General features: G+C 49.8%; 22 protein-coding genes. 11 read left to right on the top strand and 11 right to left on the bottom strand.

What is annotated here, in order from left to right; translation table 11 throughout:
- Positions 1 to 211: IS30 family transposase (locus CRG49_RS13285; RefSeq protein ID WP_198515146.1), on the top strand; the 211-nt coding region annotated here is incomplete at its 5' end.
- A gap of 115 nt (positions 212 to 326) precedes the next feature.
- Here CRG49_RS13285 and CRG49_RS04215 read toward each other — a convergent pair.
- The 8 genes from CRG49_RS04215 to CRG49_RS04180 all read right to left on the bottom strand — a co-directional run bounded on the left by CRG49_RS04215 (position 327) and on the right by CRG49_RS04180 (position 7,137).
- Positions 327 to 995: a nitroreductase family protein gene (locus tag CRG49_RS04215; RefSeq protein WP_095501796.1), complete on the bottom strand. Its 669-nt coding sequence runs from the start codon at positions 993 to 995 to the stop codon at positions 327 to 329.
- 72 nt (positions 996 to 1,067) lie between these two features.
- On the bottom strand, positions 1,068 to 1,499 hold the full coding sequence (locus CRG49_RS04210) for an organic hydroperoxide resistance protein (protein ID WP_095501797.1): 432 nt from the start codon (positions 1,497 to 1,499) through the stop codon (positions 1,068 to 1,070).
- A 219-nt stretch (positions 1,500 to 1,718) separates the two neighbouring features.
- Positions 1,719 to 2,009, bottom strand: coding sequence for a ferritin-like domain-containing protein (locus tag CRG49_RS04200; RefSeq protein WP_095501799.1), 291 nt, complete (start codon positions 2,007 to 2,009; stop codon positions 1,719 to 1,721).
- Between the two features lie 303 nt (positions 2,010 to 2,312).
- Entirely contained in the window at positions 2,313 to 2,939 is a 627-nt protein-coding gene (locus CRG49_RS04195) for a glutathione S-transferase family protein (RefSeq protein ID WP_095501800.1), read from the bottom strand.
- Positions 2,940 to 3,193: 254 nt separating this feature from the next.
- Positions 3,194 to 4,726, bottom strand: coding sequence for an aspartate aminotransferase family protein (locus tag CRG49_RS04190; RefSeq protein ID WP_095501801.1), 1,533 nt, complete (start codon positions 4,724 to 4,726; stop codon positions 3,194 to 3,196).
- Positions 4,726 to 5,586, bottom strand: coding sequence for a diaminobutyrate--2-oxoglutarate transaminase family protein (locus CRG49_RS13700; RefSeq protein ID WP_255408368.1), 861 nt, complete (start codon positions 5,584 to 5,586; stop codon positions 4,726 to 4,728). The genes CRG49_RS04190 and CRG49_RS13700 overlap by 1 nt, the downstream gene beginning before the upstream one ends.
- Complete coding sequence (locus CRG49_RS13695; protein WP_255408367.1) at positions 5,574 to 6,098, bottom strand: aminotransferase class III-fold pyridoxal phosphate-dependent enzyme; 525 nt, start codon at positions 6,096 to 6,098, stop codon at positions 5,574 to 5,576. The genes CRG49_RS13700 and CRG49_RS13695 overlap by 13 nt, the downstream gene beginning before the upstream one ends.
- A gap of 412 nt (positions 6,099 to 6,510) precedes the next feature.
- Positions 6,511 to 7,137 (bottom strand): hypothetical protein, encoded by a 627-nt coding sequence (locus CRG49_RS04180; RefSeq protein ID WP_154143185.1) that lies wholly within the window; start codon positions 7,135 to 7,137, stop codon positions 6,511 to 6,513.
- 337 nt (positions 7,138 to 7,474) lie between these two features.
- On the opposite strand from CRG49_RS04180, the gene fumC reads away from it, so the two are divergent.
- Entirely contained in the window at positions 7,475 to 8,863 is a 1,389-nt protein-coding gene (fumC, locus tag CRG49_RS04175) for a class II fumarate hydratase (protein WP_095501804.1), read from the top strand.
- A gap of 88 nt (positions 8,864 to 8,951) precedes the next feature.
- Here fumC and nrdD read toward each other — a convergent pair whose 3' ends face one another.
- The 3 genes from nrdD to CRG49_RS04160 all read right to left on the bottom strand — a co-directional run bounded on the left by nrdD (position 8,952) and on the right by CRG49_RS04160 (position 12,884).
- Positions 8,952 to 10,733, bottom strand: a complete 1,782-nt coding sequence (gene nrdD / locus CRG49_RS04170) for an anaerobic ribonucleoside-triphosphate reductase (protein WP_095501805.1) — start codon at positions 10,731 to 10,733, stop codon at positions 8,952 to 8,954.
- Between the two features lie 39 nt (positions 10,734 to 10,772).
- Complete coding sequence (gene nrdG / locus CRG49_RS04165) at positions 10,773 to 11,303, bottom strand: anaerobic ribonucleoside-triphosphate reductase activating protein (RefSeq protein ID WP_095501806.1); 531 nt, start codon at positions 11,301 to 11,303, stop codon at positions 10,773 to 10,775.
- Positions 11,304 to 11,492: 189 nt separating this feature from the next.
- Complete coding sequence (locus tag CRG49_RS04160) at positions 11,493 to 12,884, bottom strand: nucleobase:cation symporter-2 family protein (RefSeq protein ID WP_095501807.1); 1,392 nt, start codon at positions 12,882 to 12,884, stop codon at positions 11,493 to 11,495.
- A 501-nt stretch (positions 12,885 to 13,385) separates the two neighbouring features.
- Between CRG49_RS04160 and dapA the strand changes: the two genes are divergently transcribed.
- From dapA to dapC, 9 genes are all read left to right on the top strand, one after another.
- Positions 13,386 to 14,261, top strand: a complete 876-nt coding sequence (dapA, locus tag CRG49_RS04155; RefSeq protein WP_095501808.1) for a 4-hydroxy-tetrahydrodipicolinate synthase — start codon at positions 13,386 to 13,388, stop codon at positions 14,259 to 14,261.
- 17 nt (positions 14,262 to 14,278) lie between these two features.
- Positions 14,279 to 15,421, top strand: a complete 1,143-nt coding sequence (gene bamC / locus CRG49_RS04150; RefSeq protein WP_095501809.1) for an outer membrane protein assembly factor BamC — start codon at positions 14,279 to 14,281, stop codon at positions 15,419 to 15,421.
- 152 nt (positions 15,422 to 15,573) lie between these two features.
- Positions 15,574 to 15,819 (top strand): NGO_0222 family membrane protein, encoded by a 246-nt coding sequence (locus CRG49_RS04145; protein WP_095501810.1) that lies wholly within the window; start codon positions 15,574 to 15,576, stop codon positions 15,817 to 15,819.
- Entirely contained in the window at positions 15,812 to 16,408 is a 597-nt protein-coding gene (gene rdgB, locus CRG49_RS04140; protein ID WP_095501811.1) for an RdgB/HAM1 family non-canonical purine NTP pyrophosphatase, read from the top strand. Before CRG49_RS04145 ends, rdgB begins: the two co-directional genes overlap by 8 nt.
- A gap of 54 nt (positions 16,409 to 16,462) precedes the next feature.
- Positions 16,463 to 17,683, top strand: a complete 1,221-nt coding sequence (hemW, locus tag CRG49_RS04135; protein WP_095501812.1) for a radical SAM family heme chaperone HemW — start codon at positions 16,463 to 16,465, stop codon at positions 17,681 to 17,683.
- 177 nt (positions 17,684 to 17,860) lie between these two features.
- The gene (locus CRG49_RS04130; protein WP_095501813.1) at positions 17,861 to 18,250 is read left to right on the top strand and encodes a RidA family protein; all 390 of its coding nucleotides are present in this window, start codon (positions 17,861 to 17,863) and stop codon (positions 18,248 to 18,250) included.
- Positions 18,251 to 18,363: 113 nt separating this feature from the next.
- The gene (locus CRG49_RS04125) at positions 18,364 to 19,200 is read left to right on the top strand and encodes a symmetrical bis(5'-nucleosyl)-tetraphosphatase (protein WP_095501814.1); all 837 of its coding nucleotides are present in this window, start codon (positions 18,364 to 18,366) and stop codon (positions 19,198 to 19,200) included.
- Between the two features lie 636 nt (positions 19,201 to 19,836).
- Positions 19,837 to 21,006 (top strand): nitronate monooxygenase family protein, encoded by a 1,170-nt coding sequence (locus CRG49_RS04120; protein ID WP_095501815.1) that lies wholly within the window; start codon positions 19,837 to 19,839, stop codon positions 21,004 to 21,006.
- 311 nt (positions 21,007 to 21,317) lie between these two features.
- Positions 21,318 to 22,502 carry a succinyldiaminopimelate transaminase gene (gene dapC, locus CRG49_RS04115; protein ID WP_095501816.1) on the top strand — a complete coding sequence of 395 codons (1,185 nt, stop codon included), beginning with the start codon at positions 21,318 to 21,320 and terminating at the stop codon, positions 22,500 to 22,502.
- Positions 22,503 to 22,578 lie beyond the last annotated feature (76 nt).

The raw sequence follows: 22,578 nt of genomic DNA, 5'->3' as shown, positions 1-22,578 counted from the left end.
CTGCCGTCCATACCATTCTTGGGAAAAAGGCTTGGTGGAGAATACCAACGGGCTGATCAGACAATACTTCCCAAAGGGGACGGATTTTAGGAAACTGGGTGCTAAAAAGATTAAAGCGGTTGAGGAGGCCCTTAACCGCCGACCGAGAAAGACATTGGACTATGAGACACCGGGTGATCTGTTTTCAGCAGCCCTTGCCAATGGCATTTGAGCGTTGCACTTGAAATGCGAATGTAAGGCCGTCTGAAATTTCAGACGGCCTTTGATTTTAAATAAATGTGAACCAGTTATATCACCGCTCATAAATCCAAAACATTTGCAAAAACTTATGAATGAAATACCACTGTTTCACTTTGCGGGGCACGCGGTTGGATATAGCTCTTGGCAGTAGAATCCGGTTTGGGTCTGCCAAACGACATGCCCAACACCAGTTTGTAGTTATCAGGCACATTCAATTCTTGGCGAACCACATCAGGGCTGTAGATCAACGCGATTTGCGGCACACTACCGAAACCGCGTGCAGTCAGCGACAACATAAAATTTTGCGCCAGCATGCCCACATCCAATGCGGTAAACACGTTGTCGGTAATATCGGGCATAAAGAAGAAAGCGGCATGCGGTGCGCCATAAAAGCGGGCATTTTCTTCGGCAAAACTTTTACGCCCTGCTTTGTCTTCACGCAAAATGCCGTATGCGTCATACAGACGTTGGTAAGAATCGCGCATGCGGTCTTCATACACCCCAGTAAAAGCGTGCTGATCATAAACAAAATCAGGCGCAAGATTACCGGTTCGGAATCCTTCAACCAGCTTGTCGGACAAACGTTTCAGCTCCTCACCCGAAACAATATGCACCAACCAAGGTTGTGCGTTCACGGCAGACGGGGCACGCAGCGCATCTTTTAATACCGCGTCCAGCTCTGCTTGGCTCAATGGTTCAGGCAGATATTCACGAATGGATTTGCGTGTTTGGGCTGTTGTTGAAAAATCTAACATTTTCATATCCTTTTCCGATTGATTATCAAGATAAAAGGCCGTCTGAAATTTCAGACGGCCTCTTGCTTGATTTTACAAATCAAATGTTTGTACCACATTCACATGCAAGCGTACGTCCACATTGCCGCGGGTCGCATTTGAGTATGGGCAGACTTCGTGTGCTTTTTGGATCAGTGTTTTTGCTTCTTCTACGCTCAAACCTTCTACGGTGATGGTGATATCCAAATCCAAAGAGAATGCGCCACCGGCTTTTTGACCGATGCCCACACCCACGGTAGTACTGGATTTAGTTGGTTTGAGACCCAAAGTCGGCGCAACGTGGTTCATCGCGCTGTCGAAACAAGCCGCATAGCCCATGGCGAAAAGCTGCTCAGGATTGGTGCCGGTTTTGCCGCTTTCGTTTTGAAAGCTGACCAAATCGAAACCGATTGAACCGTCATCAACTTGAGTGTGACCATCGCGGCCGCCGGTAGCTGTGGCTGAAGTGTGGTAGAAAATTTTCATGTTACGTTCCTTTCAATTTAATAAGTTGGGAAAATCAAAAATAAAATCAAAACTTAAATTACATTCTTTTCGACAAATAAAGCGGCTCGCCCAGTTTTTCCAGCAAATTCAATTCTTGCTCCAACCAAGACAAATGCTCTTCTTCGTCTGCCAAAATTTCTTCAATTAAGATGCGCGTGGTGGCATCGTGTTCGTTGCTTGCTGTTTCTGCCCATTGATTTAAACCAATACGCGCATTTTTTGCAGCTCATAATCATTTTCCAAAGCTTCGCGTAAATTACTGCCAATATTGGGTTGCTTGATGGTAAAACGAATTTGGCCACCCAAATCAAGCAGGCGATTTTGCAGCTTGATAATCGTTTCCGGCTCATCAGCAATTTTGCTTTCCATCTCAGTCGCCATCAAGCTTGCCCCTTCCGCATCAATCACCGCCACATGACTACGGTGCTGAATACTTGCTGACCAATAAACCGCCAACATCTCATTTAATAAATCGTGGATTTTATTCATTTGCTTGCTCCAAACTTAGACATTGAAACATTATATCTAACAATTAAATTGTGTACAATGTAATTTTGTAAAATTTTTAATTCAGTAGGTAATTACTCATCGAATATCCATGCTGTGATTAAACCAAACCTGCACCACCCAACCTAAATTTAATCGGGCTCACTGCCCAACAGAAAAATCAGACGGCCTGATTATTTACGCAACAACAAAGTCATTCTAAAGCAATACACCACTGTCGAATTCAAATAAAGTCAATAGGTTACTACAGCTTCCTATTTATTTCAGGCCGTCTGAAAATTTAAATCAGAATTGGTTTAAGCACAATTCACAGCCGGTTTTTTCTGCCACGCGCTGATAAGCCGGACGCGATTCGATTTGCTGCACATAGCGCACAATATTCGGGTAATCGGTCGGATTCGCCTGCCCCAAACCCCATTGCAGCGGAAAACTCAAGGCAAAATCTGCGCCGGTCAGCTGCTCGCCGGTAATCCATGTTTTGCCGTTAAGTGTTTGCTCAACATGATTAAAATACAAAGCCACCTGCCCTGCCGCGTAATCATTGTAGGCACCGAAATCAAATTTCTTCGACATCATGCCCAATAAATTGGCAGAAAACATCGAAGCCGCCACGCTTAACCAATAAGCAAATTGCGAATACTCATCGCTTTTTGCAGCCGGCATAAAGCGGCGCTCGTCATCATAGCGGTCAAGCAAATGCAAAATCATCGCATTACCCTCAGCCAAGGTCAGCGCACCATCTTGCAACACCGGCGCCTTGCCCAAAGGATGCAGCGCTTTCAATTCATCCGGTGCAAGATTGGTCTCCGGCAAGCGGTAATACACCGCCACATCGTAATCCACACCCAATTCTTCCAACAACCACGCAATACGGTGCGAACAAGAGTTGTTTAAGTAATGCAGTTTAATCATGGTAATTACTCCAAATTGTCATCAATGATTTACAGGGAAACAATATTTCTTCAAGCTCAACCAGCTTTTAATACGATGAAAACCATCATACGCGCATTTTATATTTTGAACAATATAATTTTAAAAAATACAATAGTCGTTTAACATAGGTCAAATTTAACGCGGCACCCGAAATAACTCACTTCACAAAAAAAGCCGTCTGAAACAGGATTTGTTTCAGACGGCCTTTGGGCTTGATTACTTATATCAAAGCATTAATCAATCGGCGGCGTGTAGCTGCCCGCCTCAATCGCATCTTTAATGCGTTCAGCTTCTTGCTGCACTTGTGCCAACAGCTTTTTCACGTTCTCCAGCGTGGCAATCGGGCTGAGCAGGGTCATTTTCAATGATTGCACACCGCCGACTTTGGTGACACCGATATTGGCTTCCCCACGTGCGAACAATTCGTCGGCCACGTTTTGATTCAGGCTGTCGATGTGTTCAGCCGGATAGCCTTGCGGATTAACGCGGAACAAAATTGAGGCAAACTGCGGCGCAAGTGTCATTTCCAATTCGTCGGTGGCGTTGATGTGCTGCTCGACTTCTTTTGCCAGCTTAATGCCGTTGTCGATAATCGAACCGTACAGCGTTTCGCCCAAAGCTTCGATGGTGAGCCACAATTTCAAGGCATCGAAGCGGCGTGTGGTTTGCAGCGATTTCGACACCAAATTCGGCACACCGTGTTCGGCATCGTAAGCAGAATTCAGATATTCGGCTTCGTAATGAATAAAGCGGAAATCTGCTTCGTTTTTCAGCAAAAACGCACCGCAGGAAATGCTTTGGAAAAAGTGTTTGTGAAAATCAAGCGTCACCGAATCAGCCAACTCAATGCCGTCAATCATATGGCGGAACTCATTCGACAGCAGCAAAGCACCACCCCATGCCGCATCGATGTGCACCCACGCGCCGTGGCGGTCGGCTTCGGCGCGTACGGCTTTCAAATCGTCAATCGCACCGGCATCGGTGGTGCCCGCAGTGGCGACCACGCAGGCAATGATTTTGCCCTCGTCTGTCAAACGGTCGAGCGTTTGCGCCAATGCAGCGGTATCGATTTGGCCATAGCGGTTGGTCGGCACAGTGACCACCGACTGGAAGCCCATGCCCATCATCGCCATGTTTTTCTGTACCGAAAAATGCGCGTTTTCCGAGCAAACCACTTTCACTTTTTGTAGCGCATCGGGCGGCAAGCCATCGCGTTGCACGCTCCATTCGAGGCCGTCTGAAGTTTGCCAGTGTTTGGCAATGCAGGCATCGCGTGCCAGCAATACGCCCATCAGATTGGATTGCGTACCGCCGGAGGTAAACACACCCGCCGTGCCTTTGCCGTAGCCGAGCTTTTGGCGCAGCCAGTCGATCATCTGCACTTCCATCAATGAAGCCGCCGGGCTTTGATCCCATGAATCCATTGATTGGTTGGTGGCGTTAATCAACACTTCCGCCACTTGGCTCGCGACTAAGGTCGGGCAATGCAAATGCGCCAAAGAATGCGGATGATGTACCTTTAAGCTGTTGTTTAAAAATAGTTCTACCGCGCGTTGCAAGGCATCATTCAAGCCCAAACCGTTTTCAGACGGCCTAAACGATACTTTTTCACGCAATTGGCGAATGCTGCCGCCGGTGTACATTTTGTCTTCGTTTAACCACGCTGCCACCGCTTGCACCGCATCATTCATTGCCGCCTGATAATCGGCAACTGATTGCGGATGATTACACAGCAATGCGCGTTGGTGTTGTGCAAAATCTGCCATTATGCGCCCCGCACTTTCTTCAGCGCGTCAGCCAATGATTGGCGGAAGCGGCGCAAAAATTCTTCGCTCTCTTCGCGACTGATAATCAGCGGAGCCAAGATGCGCACGACTGTGCCGTTGCGGCCGCCGCGTTCCAGCAATAATTTATTGGCAAAGCAGGCTTTTTGAATTTCTGCTGCCAACTCGGCATCGGCCGGCAGCGAACCTATGTGGTCGGCAGGCAGACGCTCATCGACAATTTCAATGCCGATCATCAAACCGCGACCGCGCACGTTGCCGATACATGGAAATTCTTGTGCCATTTTGTTCAACTCGGCTTGAATGAAATCACCCTGCGTTTGCGCGTTTTGCGCCAAGTTTTGCGTTTTCATCACTTCCAGCGAAGCATAGCCGGTGGCCATTGCCAATTGGTTGCCGCGGAAAGTACCGGTGTGACCGGCCGGCTGCCAAGCATCAAATTCTTTTTTAATCGCCAACACAGCCAACGGCAAGCTGCCACCAACCGCTTTCGACATCACCACCACATCCGGTTCAATCTCGGCATGTTGGAAGGCAAACATTTTGCCCGAACGGCAGAAACCGGCCTGCACTTCGTCCACAATCATCAAAATGCCGTGTTTGGCGGTCACTTCGCGGATTTTTTTCAGCCATTTGGTTGGCGCAACCACCACACCGCCTTCACCCTGAATCGCTTCCAGAATCACCGCAGCCGGTTTCACCGCGCCGCTTTCCACGTCTTCGATGAAGTTTTCAAAATAATAAGTCAGCGCATCGACACCGGCTTCACCGCCAATACCCAGCGGGCAACGGTATTCATGCGGATACGGCAAAAACTGCACGCCCGGCATCAGGTTTTGCACCGCATTTTCGCGCTCAAATTGCCGGTTAAGGCCAACGAGCCTTGGGTCATACCGTGGTAGCCGCCGGAAAAGCTGATGACATTGCCGCGTCCGGTAAAGGTTTTGGCCAGTTTTACCGCTGCTTCGGTGGCATCGGCACCGGTCGGGCCGCAAAATTGCAGGCGATAATTTTCTTTGCCGCCGGGGAAATGTGCCAACAAAGCTTCGGAAAACGCGTCTTTCAACGGCGTGGTGATGTCTAAGGTATGCAAGGGCAAACCGCTGGCCAATGTGTCTTGAATGCTTTGAATCACGGCAGGATGATTGTGCCCCAAGGCCAAGGTGCCGGCTCCGGCCAAGCAGTCTAAATAATCATTGCCTTCAACATCAGTCACCCAACAGCCTTGTGCTTTGGCAATTGCCAACGGCAATTTGCGCGGATAGCTGCGGACATTGGATTCCATCTCGTTTTGACGGGTTAAGTAATGCTCATTACTGGCATTGGAAATAGGATTTACAGGCGTAACGCTCATATCTGATTACCATCTCGGATAAGGGTTATCGGGCAGGAAAGATAAAAATGCCCTAAAGAACAGGTTTTACCGTTTGATAAAACCCCCACAATGGGTGCTAACAGCCAAAAGCTGCGCACCCCATGCAGTACGCGGTCTCGAATAGTATGCCGCCGATTATGACCATGGGTTGAATCGGTAGGTACTAAAAAGAAAAAACGCCCGGAATCGGCAAAACCGACCCGTAGCGTACTGGCAAGTGGGCGCAATGATACACCTTTTACAAAAAAAGGAAAGTATTTTTTTAGTATTTACTCCAACTTTTGTTGAAGTGTCATGCTAACGCCTTTTTGCTGTGGCTGAAAATGAATCACGGAAAGCAAAGACACCAGCGCAACAGAAATACCCGTCATTTCCATGCCTTCTTCAAGTGTTACCAAAAGTTGATAATAAGCCTCTTCGCCGTAGCGAAAGCTCCACAATCCGGAAAGTGTTTCCATGCCCAGCGCTCCCGCAAAAAAATCACACCGCCTGCGATAATGCCGCGTGTGGCTCTTACAGGCAGACGACGGATAAACTTGAGCAATGATAAACCAATCAGCGCACTCACAATCAAACCCGGTACCACCCATAAAAAATGCGCGTAAATAGGCATATTTTCCTGTGCAGAACCCATTACCAATTGGCCCAATATCGCTGTGCTTTCATGCATTTGGGCAATTTCATCTAAAGAAGCTGCGGCTGCAACCAATGCTAAAAACACACCGCCGCGGCGTAAAAACCGATCATCCTTACCCAGAAACGCAATCAATACTGAAGCCACCGCAACACAAAACCACAAACTGCCGTTGTACCAAGTAGCAAAGCTTGATTCAACATTGACACCGAAAAAACGATGCAATCTAAACAGTAGCTTGCTTTCTAAATCCTGTCCTCCGTCTTCAGGCGCAATCAGTTGCAAACAGAAGCTCAATATACACACCAAAATATTGCTGCTGCAAAGCGTCCATAACACACGGTCAAGCAATCTGCTTTCCCGCTCCCGGCTAATGGTTGTCATTGTTGTCATTATATAAGTTCCAAGTTTCCAAACTCACCGACAACCATATAACAGTGGGATGATTACCGGTTAATCCGCTTTTTTATTGTTTTTTCACCACCAATAATGCCTGCTATAGAAAGGCATATCATGGTCTATCAACTTTATTGATATACAACAAACCGCCGACAAATATTTGCCGGCGGTTTGGCTGTATCAACTAGAGACCAAGTTCAAAAAAAATAGTTCAATCATTCTAAAAATAAATTGTTTTCAGACGGCCTTTTCACAACAAGCATGACTGGCTATAATGACTTTATGCGAATGGTTCGCATTTTAAATTAAGACAGGAGAAATCATGACTACCCGTACCGAACACGACACCATGGGCGATGTTGAAGTGCCGTCTGAAGCCTACTGGGGTGCGCAAACCCAGCGCAGCCGCGACAATTTCAAAATCGGCGGCGAAACCCTGCCTCAGCCGTTAATCTATGCCATGGCATTGGTTAAAAAAGCCGCCGCCGCGACCAATGTGTCTTTGGGTCGCATCAAAGCCGAGCAAGGCAATTTAATTACACAGGCAGCGGATGATGTATTGAACGGCAAACTCGACGACCAATTCCCGCTGGTGGTGTGGCAGACCGGCTCGGGTACGCAATCTAACATGAACATGAATGAAGTCATCGCCAACCGCGCCAATGAAATCGCGGGCAGCGGCTTGGCGGCCTATCAGCCTGTTCACCCCAACGACCACGTCAACCACGCGCAATCGACCAACGACAGTTTCCCGACCGCGATTCACGTTGCCGCTGCTATCGAAATCAACAGTCTGCTGATTCCGGCTGTCAAAGCCCTACGCGACACACTCGATGCCAAAGCCAAAGCGTTTGAACCGATTGTCAAGATCGGCCGTACCCACTTGCAGGATGCCACGCCGCTGACTTTGGGTCAGGAATTCTCCGGCTACGTTTCCCAACTCGACCACGGTTTAGGCCGTCTGAACGATGCCTTGCAAGGGCTTTATGAATTGCCGTTGGGCGGCACTGCGGTTGGCACCGGCTTAAACAGTCACCCTGAATATGCCGAAAAATCAGCCGCCAAACTGGCCGAATTATCCGGCTTGCCGTTTGTTACCGCGCCGAACAAATTTGAAGCCTTGGCCGGACGCGATGCCGCCGTGTACGCTTCGGGCGCACTGAAAACCTTGGCCGCGAGCTTAAACAAAATCGCCAACGATATCCGCTGGCTGGCTTCCGGCCCGCGCTGTGGCTTGGGCGAAATCAAAATTCCGGAAAACGAGCCGGGTTCGTCCATCATGCCGGGCAAAGTCAACCCGACCCAATGCGAAGCGCTGACCATGGTGTGCTGCCAAGTATTCGGCAACGATGTCACCATCGGCATGGCAGGCGCATCGGGCAATTTTGAATTGAACGTGTACATGCCCGTCATCGGCTACAACCTGCTGCAATCCATCCGCCTACTGGGCGATGCCTGCAACAGCTTCAACGAGCATTGTGCCGTCGGCATCGAGCCGGTACCGGAAAAAATCGACTATTTCCTGCACCACTCATTGATGCTGGTTACCGCCTTAAACCGCAAAATCGGCTATGAAAACGCCGCCAAAGTCGCCAAAACCGCGTATAAAAATGACAGCTCACTGCGCGAAACCGCCATTGAACTGGGCTTATTGAGCGGCGAAGAATTTGACGAATTGGTCGTGCCTGCCGATATGGTGCATCCGCGTTAAGAAACTTTGAATCATTTTTAAAACAAAGGTCTCAGGCCGTCTGAAATATTTACTTTCAGACGGCCTGAGACCTTTGTTTTAGTCAACATTACGCCGCTTGGCGGTGATAATGCCTTAAAGCATGCTCTTTCCGGCGACCGCTGCTGAAGGCCGATACGCGTTTGAGATAGCCGATGACGCGTGTGCCGTAGTCGATGTTGTGCGAACCGCAGTTGCTGCAGGCGTGTAAGGTGCGTTTGTCAATGTGGCCGCATTCGTTGCAGATGGTGATGCGCACGTTGACGCAGAAATAGTTGCAGCCGGTTTGTGCGGCAATATCAAGCAGCGATCGGTAGCCGCTTTTCGGCAGGGCTTCGTCTAAGTTCAAATGCAGGGCGGAGCCACCGTCGAGCCAATCGACCATTTCTTTGCCGTGCAGCAGGAATTTATCCAAGGCGTTGATTTCTTCGTCTTCCACCACATAGAAATAAGAGTTGTAGCAATCGCGGCTGACTTGATAGCCGTCGGCTTTGTCCCATTTGGCGTTTTTTACGCCGAGATTTTCCGCCGGCACGAATTCGGTATTGAACTTCACGCCGTAATGTTTGCTGGCGGCTTGATTGGCTTCAAAAATGGTTTTCAGACGGCCTTGCACAAACGCGACATAGTCTTCGTTGTAACCGACCTTGATGCCGTGAAACTCTGCCGCTTCGGCCATGCCGTTGATGCCGATGGTGAGAAACTGTTTATCCAGCGTGATAAAGCCTGCGTCATACACCGGCAACATGCCCGCGGCTTGGTATTCTTCCATCAACTTGCGGTAGGCATATTGGTATTGATGGATTTTCGCCACTTCCGCCGCCAAATCTCGCCCGTCTTGCTCCAAGCGGTTCATATTGATGGTGATGACGTTAATCGAACCGGTCGCCACGCCACCCGCGCCTAAGGTGTAGGAAAAGGTGCGGTCTTCGATGGCGTTGCGTAAGCGGCAGCACGAAGCTAGCGAATCAGGGTTATCCGATAAATACACGAAAAACGAATTGCCTTCTGCCAATTCCTGCGCCATTTCATCGGCAAACTGCGTGTCTTTGCACTTGCCTTCATCGGTGAGCATGGCAGCGGTAACGACAGGGAACGTCAACACGGCTTTGGTACGCTCTTGATTAAACCATTTCAGGAAAAAGTTTTGCAGCTTGGCCACGCTGTGCCAATCGGGTTTGCTGAAATCGGGGAACACAAAATCGCCGAACATCGCTTCAAAATAATATTGGTCATACACCGAAATATTCCAAAACACACTTTGATAACCACGTGCGGCAGCAGGCTGGTTGATGCTGTACACCACCTGCTGCAGATGATTGGCCACTTCATCAGCATGAGTTTGCAAATAATCGTCACCGAAATCGCGGCGGGCAAAGTGGTCGAAATAAGTCAGAAACTCCACCGTCGCCACTGCGCCGGCAAATTGCGCGCTGATGGCAAACACCAAATTCACAAACGAGCCGCAAAACGAAGCCAAATGCTTGGGCGCTTTCGATTCTCCGCCAAGTTTGGTTAAGCCGTCGAGTAAAAATGGATACAGCGTCACCGACACGCAATATGGTTTCAAGCTGGTTTCGTCGTGCACATAAATTTCGTGCGCCTCGATTTGGCGGATGTATTCATCGGCTGCGCCCTGCCCGAACAATTCGGCAATCTTTCGTGACACCTGACTGCGATTAATCTGCACGAAAAAATCTTTCATCAATTCCGCTTCCATCGTGGCGATGTTTTTCTGCGTGACATTGGCATTCGCGTCCATCTTCGAGCCATCGGCCGCATTGGCCGCGTGAATGTAGTCGTGCATAAAATTGAGCTTGCCGTTTAACTGATCGGGATGCAGCCGAATCATGTCGTTCTCCTAATAAAGTTGGTGAATAAGCAGCGGCGGTCAGGCCGTCTGAAAAAAGTTGGGGTGTGCCGGTGTGATGGCGAACGTTTTTTGCGGATGGTCTTTGATAAACCAGTGATTCAGCACTTCGCCTGTGTGTAAATCCGTGAACCGTTGATTGGTGGTCGGGCTGTCGAGTCCGCCCAATTCCCTCACCCAGCGGCCGGTTTTCAAATAATCCAAATGTTCAATCAGGCCGTCTGAAACCGCATTCAGCTCGGCACGTTCCAAACCGGTATAGAGACAGGTTTTCAATCCGGCGGATTGAACAAGCTTCAAAAGCGGCAGCAATGCTTCGGGCTGCCATTCACCGCCCATAAACAACACGCAGCTAATCAGGCCTTGATAGCGTTTCAGACGGCCTGCCAAATATTCGGCGGTTAACGCCTTGCCCAAACCGGCTTTCCAACTGTCGGCGCTGTGGCAGCCCGGGCAACGCAACGGACAACCCGCAATCAGGAATGCCAATGAAGTTTCATTCGGCACTTCCTGCCAGACGATGTGTTCGGTAGTAAAGGTGAGCGTTTGCATATTGGATGGTTAAATACTATATTTAGTGCGCATTTAATCACATTAATACCAAATATGGTATTTTTAAGTCTAAATCTGATTTTTGCTTAACATAGGAAATTTTTATAAGCATGATTTAACTTAACTAATTAATATAGAAAAAGGCCGTCTGAAACAATTGTTTCAGACGGCCTTTAATGTGCTTTTAAATTAGTGTTCCAAACTGTCGGTATTCACATGAACCACGGCTTCGGTTTTGTCTTCCGGTAACACCAAGTTCAAAATCACCGCCATGATACCACCGGCAGAAATCGAGTTTTGGAACAACACCGGCAGATTTTTAAACACTTCCGGCTCAAACGCCACGCCCAAACCGATGCCGACCGAAGTGGCTGCAATCACCGCTTCGCGACGGCGGATGCCGTTACTCACCAAAATGCGCACACCGGCAATCGCAATCAAACCGAACATCAACACCATCGCACCACCCAATACCGGACTCGGAATCGTAGTAAACGCGCGGCCAATCACGGGGAACAAGCCCAGCAAAATCAAAATTGCGGCAATGTATTTGCCCACATGGTGCGAAGCCACACCGGTCATTTGAATCACGCCGTTGTTTTGTGCAAACGTGGTCAGCGGCAACGAACCCAACGCGGTCGCAATCACCGACACCAAACCATCGGCTAACACACCGCCGCGCAGGCGTTCGGTGTATTCAGGGCCTTCAATCGGTTTGTCCGACACCATTGCCGTAGCGGTTAAGTCGCCCACCGCTTCAAACACGCTCAACAAATAAATCGCACCGGCCACGATAAACGCGTGCCAATCAAACGCAAAGCCATATTTAAACGGCACCGGAATGGTAATCAGTGGCAGGTTTTGCAGCGCGGAAAAATCCACTTTGCCCAAAAACAGCGCCACGATATAGCCTACAATCAAGCCCACGGCAATGCCGCTCATGCGCAACAGCGGGTTTTTCATACAGTTAAACAGCAACACGATAAACAACACCAGCGATGCCAAGCCCAGATTTTCCATCGAGCCGAATGTACCGTCCGCCTTGGCACCGAAGCCGCCGCCGAAATCGGTAATGCCGACGTGAATCAGGCTCAAACCGATCAACATCACCACCACGCCGCTCACAGTCGGCGTAATCACTTTTTTCAAATAAGGCAGCAGCCACGCAGAAAAACACACCAAAAACGCACCAACAAACGACACGCCCAACAGAGTCGAAATCATCGCGCTCTCAGTCAGGCCGCCCTCTTTCATGCCTGTACCCAAGGCAATCATCACGGTCACAAACGAAAAGTTGACCGACTGAATCGACAGCATACCCGAGCCAATCGGCCCGAAGCGGTTTACCTGCAAATAAGTGCCGATGCCGGAAGCCACCATCGCCATCGACACCAAATAAGCGGTCATTTCCACCGGCAGATTCAACGCACCGCCGACAATCAGTGCAGGCGTAATCATCGGCACAAAAATCGCCAGCAAGTGCGTAATGGCACTCAACAAAGCATTCATAAAAGGCGGTTTGTCTTCCAAACCATACACCAAATCAGGCGATTGAGCCTGTTTGTCCGTCACGTGCGCCATATCCATCCTTTAAAGTTAGTAATAAACAGATAATTTTTGTAAGGGCGAAATTGTATACAAGCTTTGACATTTGGGCAATTTTTCAGACGACCCGCAAGGTGTAATGGCATGTAATCGCAACACTGGCTAAATAATTGACTCAATTTGTTTTCTGATGCATCAATATTGGCAATTGATTGTTTGAGATTCTCAAATGATTCCGCCGTCACAAGATAAGTTTAGATGCATAGGAAGGATGCCAATATAAAGGCCGTCTGAAAGCCTATTACTTTCAGACGGCATAAGTACGTTTTTGAAGATTTAACACTTTTTAGCCTTGACACAAAAAAGCCCCAAATTCACAAGCAATTATATGTTTTTAATAAATTTATTCGTTAAAACCGCCCTAACACACCCATCCATTGCACGACCGTCTGTTTAAGCAGTGTTTCACAGCAACAACAAAGTAAGCTACAATCGCCGACATAACCGACCTCATCATTATCGAATAAAGGTTTCATTATGTTAAAAGGTAGCTTGGTTGCCCTGATTACCCCGATGAATCAAGACGGCAGCATTAATTTCGAACACCTGAAAAGCCTGATTGACTGGCACATCGACAACGGCACCGACGGCATCGTGGCAGTCGGCACCACCGGCGAGAGCGCAACATTAGATGTTGACGAACACTTGGCCGTGATTGAAGCCACGGTGAAACACGTCAACAAGCGTGTGCCTGTGATTGCCGGCACCGGCGCCAACAACACCGCCGAAGCCATCGCTTTATCGAAAGCCGCCGAAAAAGTCGGCGCCGATTACAGCTTGTCGGTGGTTCCTTATTACAACAAACCTTCACAAGAAGGCATCTACCAACATTTCAAAGCCATTGCTGAAGCCACTTCGATTCCGATGATTATTTATAATGTTCCGGGACGCACCGTGGTAAACATGACGAATGAAACCATTCTGCGCCTAGCCGAACTCCCAAACATTGTCGGTGTCAAAGAAGCCAGCGGCGACATCGGCCGCGACATCGAGCTGATTAACAACGCACCGGAAGGCTTTACCGTATTGTCGGGCGACGATCCGACCGGCATGGCCTTTATGCTCTCGGGCGGCCACGGTGTAATTACCGTTGCAGCCAACGTTGCACCAAAATTATTTGCCGATATTTGCCGTGCCTCATTGGCCGGCGACATTGCGGCGGCACGTCAACTCAATAACCAACTGATTCCAATCTACAACACCATGTTCTGCGAACCAAGCCCTGCCGCACCGAAATGGGCTGCCGCAGCATTGGGTAAATGTGAAGCGCATGTTCGCCTGCCTTTGGTTGCCCTGACTGAAGACGGTCAAGCCAAAGTACGCCGCGCATTGGAAGCAGCCAAACTGATCTAACCTCACAGGAAACCGAGATGACTTACCTCAAACCGATAGCCGTGGCTATCGCCCTGATTAGCCTGACCGCCTGCTCTAGCGGCAAAAAAGAGCAACCTAAGCTGGATTACCAAAGCCAAACACGCAAAATCGTGAATTTGGAAGTACCGCCTGATTTGACCAATCCGGATCAAGGCAATCTGTACAACCTGCCTGCGGGTAATGGTGCCGTGCGTGCAACCGAACTCGACAACCGCCGCAGCCGCACCCAAGCCACGCAGCAACCGGCCAACCAAGCCGTATTGCAATCGGTAAAAGGCGTGAGCTTAGAGCGCGACGGCAGCCAACGCTGGGTAGTGGTTGACGGCAAACAGCCGGCCGAATTGTGGCCATTGCTGAAAGCCTTCTGGCAAGAAAACGGCTTCGACATCAAATCGGAAGAGCCTGCCATCGGCCAAATGGAAACCGAATGGGCGGAAAACCGCGCCAAAATTCCGCAAGACACTTTACGCCGCTTGTTTGACAAAGTCGGCTTAGGCGGCATTTATTCAACCAGCGAACGCGATAAATTCATTATCCGCGTTGAAAAAGGCAAAAACGGCACCACCGATGTCTTCTTCGCCCACAAAGGCATGGAAGAAGTGTATGGCGACAAAAACAAAGACACCACCATGTGGCAGCCGCGCCCGAACGACCCGAATTTAGAAGCCGCTTTCTTGGCACGTTTCATGCAATATTTGGGCATGGACGAAAAGCAAGCTGAAAACGCTTTGGGTCAAAGCGTGGCACCACGCGCCAATGCCGGTGATTTGGCCAAAGTGGAAGGCCAAACCCTGCTGCTCAATGGCGACTACGACCGCAACTGGCGCCGCACCGCGCTGGCACTGGATCGCATCGGTCTGACCGTATTGGGTCAAAACGCCGAACGCCACGCCTTCTTGGTACAACAAGCGCCAACCGAAAGCGAAGCTGTGAAAAATCAAAAACCGGGCATGTTCAGCCGCTGGTTTGGAAAAGGCAAAAAAGCCGAAACCAAACAAGTGCAATACCCTGAGCTGATTGTTTACGTTGAGCCGGCGAATAATGGCGCACGCATCAGCCTGTTGAACAAAGACGGCAGCAGCTACAAAGGCAGCGATGCCTCCACCCTGATTGGTCGCCTGCATTCAGAATTACGTTAAACCATTCGTTCAAATGGATTAAACCGCTTTTGAATTCAATATTCAAAAGCGGTTTTGTTTGTCTATAGCAAGGACATCGGAAATGCAAATAGTTTCAGACGGCCTTCTGTATCCGCTATAATACGGCATTTCATTCTGCGGCAAGCCGGCTCATGAACCAACGCAAAACCTACCTACTCTGCATCGTCTTTTTTACCCTGCTGTTTATGGCCTTGGTGCTGCTGGGCAGCTATCTGCTTTCCATCGGCAGCAAACAATTTGCCGTGGCCGCATTTTTATTCGCATTTGCTGCCATCTTCGGCCAAATTGCCAGCTTGGCACTTTATCTGCGTTTAAAAGCCAAGATGCAATATATGCAGATGCAGGTGCAAGACAATCAAGGAAAAAACCATGTTTGACAAAATCGTTTTGGCCAGCGGCAATGCCGGCAAACTCAAAGAATTTTCCCGCTTGTTTGCCGAACACAATATCGACATCCTGCCGCAATCGCAATTTGACACACCCGAATGCCCCGAGCCATATTTCACCTTTATTGAAAACGCACTGACCAAAGCGCGCCACGCCGCCAAACACAGCGGCTTGCCCGCTTTGGCCGACGACAGCGGCATTTGTGCCAATGCTTTAGGTGGCGCACCGGGCGTATTGTCTGCCCGTTATGCCGGAGCCGACCCAAAATCCGATGCCGCCAACAACGCCAAGCTCTCTGCCGACTTGGCCGATAAAGCCGACCAAAGCTGCTATTACGTGTGCGTGTTGGTCTTCGTACGCCACGAACACGACCCGCAACCGATTATCGCCGAAGGCATTTGGCGCGGCCAATGGCAGCAACAACCCTCCGGCAGCAACGGTTTCGGCTACGACCCGCATTTTTACCTACCCGAACACGGCTGCACCGCCGCCGAACTCGCGCCTGAAGTCAAAAATGCTGTCAGCCACCGCGGCTTAGCGTTGCAAGAATTGCTCAAAAAAATCCAAGCCGCCATCTAATCCATTCAAACAAGCCGTCTGAAAGCTTTCAGACGGCCGCACACACTCCACACCATGACCCCAATCACCTTCAACCAAGCAGGCCAACTCACCGCTCTGCCGCCTTTATCGCTCTACATCCATATCCCGTGGTGCATCAAAAAATGTCCGTATTGCGATTTTAATTCACACAATATTTCGCGTTATCAACCACTTGCCACCATCACGCCCGAGCAAACTGCCCCAAGTGGTTTGCCCGAAGATGCTTATGTCGATGCCTTACTGGCCGATTTGCAAACCGAATTGCCCAATATTTGGGGGCGGCCGGTCGAAACCATTTTCTTTGGCGGCGGCACACCGAGCCTGTTCAGCGCGCAAGCCATCGACAGGCTACTGAGCGGCGTACGTTCACTGGTGCGATTGCAGCCCAATGCAGAAATCACGCTCGAAGCCAATCCTGGCACATTTGAAATTGAAAAATTTCAAGGCTTTAAAGAAGCCGGCATTACCCGCCTTTCTATTGGCGTGCAAAGTTTCAACGACGAAATGCTGACCCGCTTAGGCCGCGTGCACAACAGCCGCGAAGCTTTAACCGCCATCGATACTGCCTTGAATTTATTTGATAAAGTCAATATCGATTTAATGTATGCGCTGCCAAACCAAACCGTTCAGACGGCCTTAAACGATGTCCGCACCGCCATCGCCACCGGCGCGAGCCACATCAGCGCCTACCACCTTACCATGGAACCGAACACCGCTTTCGGCCACACACCACCGCAGGGGCTGCCGAGCGATGAAAACGCTTTAGACATCGAAGATGCCGTGCATGCCGCGTTGGAGCACGCCGGTTTTATCCATTACGAAACCTCTGCCTTTGCCCGCGCCGGTATGCAGTGCCGCCATAATCTCAATTATTGGCAATTCGGCGACTACATCGGCATCGGCGCGGGTGCGCACGGCAAAATTTCCTATGCCGACCGGATCGAGCGCACCACACGCCGCCGCCATCCCAACGATTACCTTACCGCCATGCAAAGCAATCCGACTGATGGCATCGAGCGAAAAACCATTCAGCGCGATGATTTGGCCTTTGAATTCATGATGAACATCCTACGCCTGACCGACGGCGTGCCCGCGGCCATGCTGCAGCAGCGCACCGGCATCTCAACCGCCCACATCATGCCGCAAATCGAAACCGCGCGCCAAAAAGGCTTGCTCGAGCCTGACCCGACCGTATTAAAACCCACCGCACAAGGCCGCCTGTTTTTAAATGATTTATTGCAATGTTTTTTGTAGATAATTGATAAAACAAGATAAAGGCCGTCTGAAATTTATCCTTAAATTTTTTCAGACGGCCTTGATTCAAAACAGGCCGTCTGAAACGCAGTCAACCTCACCGCCCAGCTTCCTAAGCCACGCAAAATTTTGTATCATAACAGCCTATTCCAACTGCTTTTTTTCAGGAGAAACATCATGGCGAAAACCATCATTCACACCGACAACGCCCCTGCCGCCATCGGCGCTTACAGCCAAGCCGTGCGCGCGGGCGATACTGTTTACATGAGCGGCCAAATCCCGCTTGACCCGGCCACCATGCAAGTAGTCGGCGACGGCGATTTCCGTGCCGAAGCGGTGCAAGTGTTTAAAAACCTGCAAGCCGTAGCAGAAGCGGCTGGCGGCTCTTTGAGCGACATCGTTAAAGTCAACGCCTATCTGACCGACTTGGGCAACTTCGCCATTTTCAACGAAGTGATGGCCGAATTCATCCCCGAGCCGTTCCCAGCCCGCGCCGCCGTCGGCATCGCCAGCCTGCCTAAAGGTGTGCAGGTTGAAGCCGAAGCGGTATTGGTGTTAAACGCGTAAACTATTTATTTCAAAAATAAAGGCCGTCTGAAACGGCCTCAAGCAATATTGTTTTCAGACGGCCTATTTTTCTGTAGGCCGTCTGAAATCCCACATCAGGAATCAAAATCAACATGGCGCATTATGCAATCGGCGACATCCAAGGCTGCTACGACGAGCTTTCGGTTTTGCTGCAAAAAATCGACTTCAACCACGGCACGGATACCCTGTGGCTCACCGGCGACATCGTCAACCGCGGCCCCAAATCCTTGGAATCGCTGCAATTTGCTATGCAACATCCCGACAGCGTTCAAATCATTCTCGGCAACCACGATTTCCACCTGCTTGCCGTCGGCTATGGTTACGGCACCACCAAACGCAGCGACACCATCACCCCTATTCTGAATCACCCCGACAGCCGCAAAATGCTCGACTGGCTGCGTCATCAGCCCTTGATGATCCGCAACGACAGCCATGTGATGGTGCATGCCGGCATCCTGCCGCAATGGTCGGTTGCCCAAGCCGAAGAATTGGCACGTGAAGCCGAAGCCGAATTGCAAGGCAGCAAATACGAAAAGTTCTTTGCCAAAATGTATGGCAACACCCCAATCGCATGGGACGAAAATTTAAGCGGTTACAGCCGTTTGCGCTTTATCGTCAACGTGTTCAGCCGAATGCGCGCGCTCACTTATCAAAATGAACTCGATTTCGATTTCAAAGCCACGCTCGACAAAATGCCGATTTACCTGCGCCCATGGTTCCGCGTCCCCAACCGCCAAAACCTGAGCCATAAAATCGTGTTCGGCCATTGGTCGTCACTCGGCTACATGAACACCGACGGCATCATCTCGCTCGACACCGGCGCATTGTGGGGCGGCGAACTCACCGCCATCAACCTCGACACGGAAGTCGTGACCCAAATTCCCGCCATCAACGGCTTGGATTGGCGTACCGCCTTGAAAAAAGATTAAAAATTTGGTCGTTTCGAATAGAAGTTAAGACAACGGCAACCGTCGTAACACTCACGACATAAGGGTTCTGATAACGCTGTATGATTTTTATTTTGGACGGCGATAAAAGGCCTGAGACCTTTGCAAAACGCCTTCAAAAAACTGACACACACAAAGCTGACGTCATTCCCGCGTAGGCGGGAATCCATCGAAATATTTAAGAAACCTATTTTATTTAATGGCTTACCATGCTTAAAAATGGATTCCCGACTACGCGGGAATAACGTCGGTTTTGTTTTACGCTGGCTTTGGAAAGAGTTTTGCAAAGTGCCCAGGCCGTCTGAAAAATCTCGCTTCAGACGGCCTTTATTTTACCCATACAAAATTAAACATTTTCTGCTTTCCCCATCAGTCTTGCCGCTGCTTTTATTTTCATTGACATCTTCACGACAGCAATAAATTTATATAAATAATTGAATTATATAAATTTATCTTCCTATTGCGTCATAGTAAATTCACATTTTTATGTTACCTTTTGAAAAAACTATAGAATTACTCTAATTTTTAGATTTTTTAGAGTATAATGCCTAAAAATTTAAAAACACACCGACACACACATCGCAACACTCACTCCAACACCCTACCTGAGGCCATTACATGTCACATTCTTTCGATCCATTGGTTATCCGCGGCAAGTCATTGATTCCCATCGTTCAAGGCGGCATGGGCGTGGGTATTTCAGCGTCTAAATTATCCAGCGCGGTTGCCCGTGAAAACGGCATCGGCACCATCGCCAGCGTGGATTTGCGCCATCTGCACGAAGACTTGCTGGCAGAATCTACCGTCAACTCGACCGAAGAAAAATACACCAAGCTCAACCGCATCGCGCTTGACCGTGAAATCCAAAAAGCCAAAAGCGGCGCCGAAGGCAACGGCATGATCGCCGTGAACGTGATGAAAGCCGTGAAAGACCATGCCGCTTATGTGCGCCAAGCCTGCGAATCGGGCGCGGATGCGATTGTGATGGGAGCGGGCTTGCCGTTGGATTTGCCGGAAATGACCGAGGGCTACCATAAAGATGTGGCTTTGTTCCCGATTTTATCGGAATCGCGCGGCATCAATATCGTGTTGAAACGCTGGATGAAAAAAGGCATTTTGCCCGATGCCATTGTGATTGAGCACCCTGCCCACGCTGCCGGACACTTGGGCGCGGCCACCGTAGCCGGTGTCAACGATGAAAAATTCGAGTTTAAACGCGTGATTGAAGAAACCTTGGAAGTGTTTAAAAATCTGGGCTTGGAAAGCGAAAAAATCCCGTTGGTATTGGCCGGCGGCATGGCGAATTTTGAAAAAGTCACCACTGCGCTGAAAACATGGGGCGCCAATGCCGTGCAAATCGGCACCGCGTTTGCCGTCACCCAAGAAGGCGACGCCCACATCAATTTCAAGAAAACCTTAGCTGGTGCCGACACCGAGCAAGTGGTTGAATTTATGTCTGTCGCCGGTTTGCCCGCTCGCGGTGTACGCACCAAATTCCTTGATAATTACATCAAGCGCGAGGCCAAATTGCAATCGGTAGCCAAAGCCGACCCACGCCGTTGCACCCAAGGCTTAAACTGCCTGACCAGTTGCGGTTTGCGCGACGGTTTGGATAAAGCCGGCCAATTCTGTATTGACATCCAGCTTTCCGCCGCTTTCCGTGGCGAAGTCGATAAAGGCTTGTTTTTCCGAGGCAAAGATCCGCTGCCATTTGGTAACGCCATGCGCACGGTGCAAGAAACCATTCACTATCTGCTAAACGGCGCTCTGCCCGTTGCGGCAAAATAAGCTGACAGGCCGTCTGAAACCATATGATTTCAGACGGCCTGAAACCTTTATAAAACCCTAGATTGAGTACAACTCAAAGTTATAGCAGCGCAGACATATCATCAAGATAGGCAAGATTCGAGCAGCACACAACGAAGAAATGTGCCAAAGATAGGGATTTTGCAAAGGTCTCGGCCCTCTATTGTCTGCTCAAATTCACCCTATCAAACTTTTCAGATCGGCCTCCCATCCATCACAATCCACGCAGATTGTTAACAAAATGAATCAGAAAAATGTTAACATAGCGGTTAAATTTTAGGCTCGGAACCATCATGAATTCATTATTATCCCAACTCAAACCCTACCCGTTTGCCCGTTTACGCGAAGCCATGCAAGGCTTGGAAGCGCCTGAAGGCGTGTCAATCGTGCCGCTGCACATCGGCGAGCCGAAACACGCCACGCCCAAAGTCATCACCGATGCGCTCACGGCTTCGTTAAGCGAATTGGAAAAATACCCGCTGACCGCCGGTTTGCCGGAATTACACCAAGCTTGCGCCGATTGGTTGGCGCGCCGCTATGACGGTTTAGCAGTTGACCCGGCTACCGAAATCCTGCCGGTATTGGGCAGCCGCGAAGCCTTGTTTTCCTTTATTCAAACCGTTTTAGATCCGGTTGCCGACAGCAAACCTGTGGTCATCAGCCCGAATCCGTTTTACCAAATCTACGAAGGCGGCACCATTCTCGGCGGCGGCGAAATCCATTTTGCCAACTGTCCTGCGCCGTCGTTCAACCCTGATTGGTCGAGCGTTTCAGATGACCTGTGGCAACGCACCAAAATGGTGTTGGTCTGCTCACCGAATAACCCGAGCGGCAGCGTTTTACAACTCGAAGACTGGCAAGAATTGTTCGCTCTGCAAGACAAATACGGCTTCGTGATTGCTTCCGACGAATGCTATTCTGAAATTTACTTCGACGGCAAAAAGCCCATCGGCGGCTTGCAGGCAGCGGCGCAATTAGGCCGCGGCTTCGATAAATTGGTAATGTTTACCAGCTTGTCTAAGCGCTCCAACGTACCGGGCTTGCGCTCGGGCTTTGTGGCAGGCGATGCCGCTTTGCTGAAAGCATTTTTGCTCTACCGCACCTACCACGGCAGCGCGATGAGCATTCCGGTACAGCGCGCCAGCATTGCCGCGTGGAACGACGAAGCCCACGTCATCGACAACCGCCGCCTGTATCAGGAAAAATTCGACAAAGTGATTCCGACTTTGCGCGAAGTGTTTGAAGTCGATTTCCCTGATGCGTCGTTTTATATTTGGTTAAAAGTGCCGGACGGTGATGATTTGGCTTTTGCCAAACGTTTGTGGACAGAAGCTGCCATTCAAGTTTTACCCGGCCGCTTCTTGGCGCGCGACACCGAGCAAGGCAATCCGGGCGAAGGCTATGTGCGCATTGCTTTGGTCGCCGATGTGGAAACGTGTGTCAAAGCAGCAGAAACCATCGTATCGCTGTATCGTTAATGTTTGCGTCACGCATAGGCCGTCTGAAGCTTTCAGACGGCCTATTTGCTAATACGATTAAGCATTTCAACCGCCC

The sequence above is a fragment of the Neisseria sp. N95_16 genome (genome assembly GCF_002551535.2).
In the GTDB taxonomy this organism is placed as follows: domain Bacteria; phylum Pseudomonadota; class Gammaproteobacteria; order Burkholderiales; family Neisseriaceae; genus Neisseria; species Neisseria brasiliensis.
This window is presented reverse-complemented; position numbering and strand designations above follow the sequence as displayed.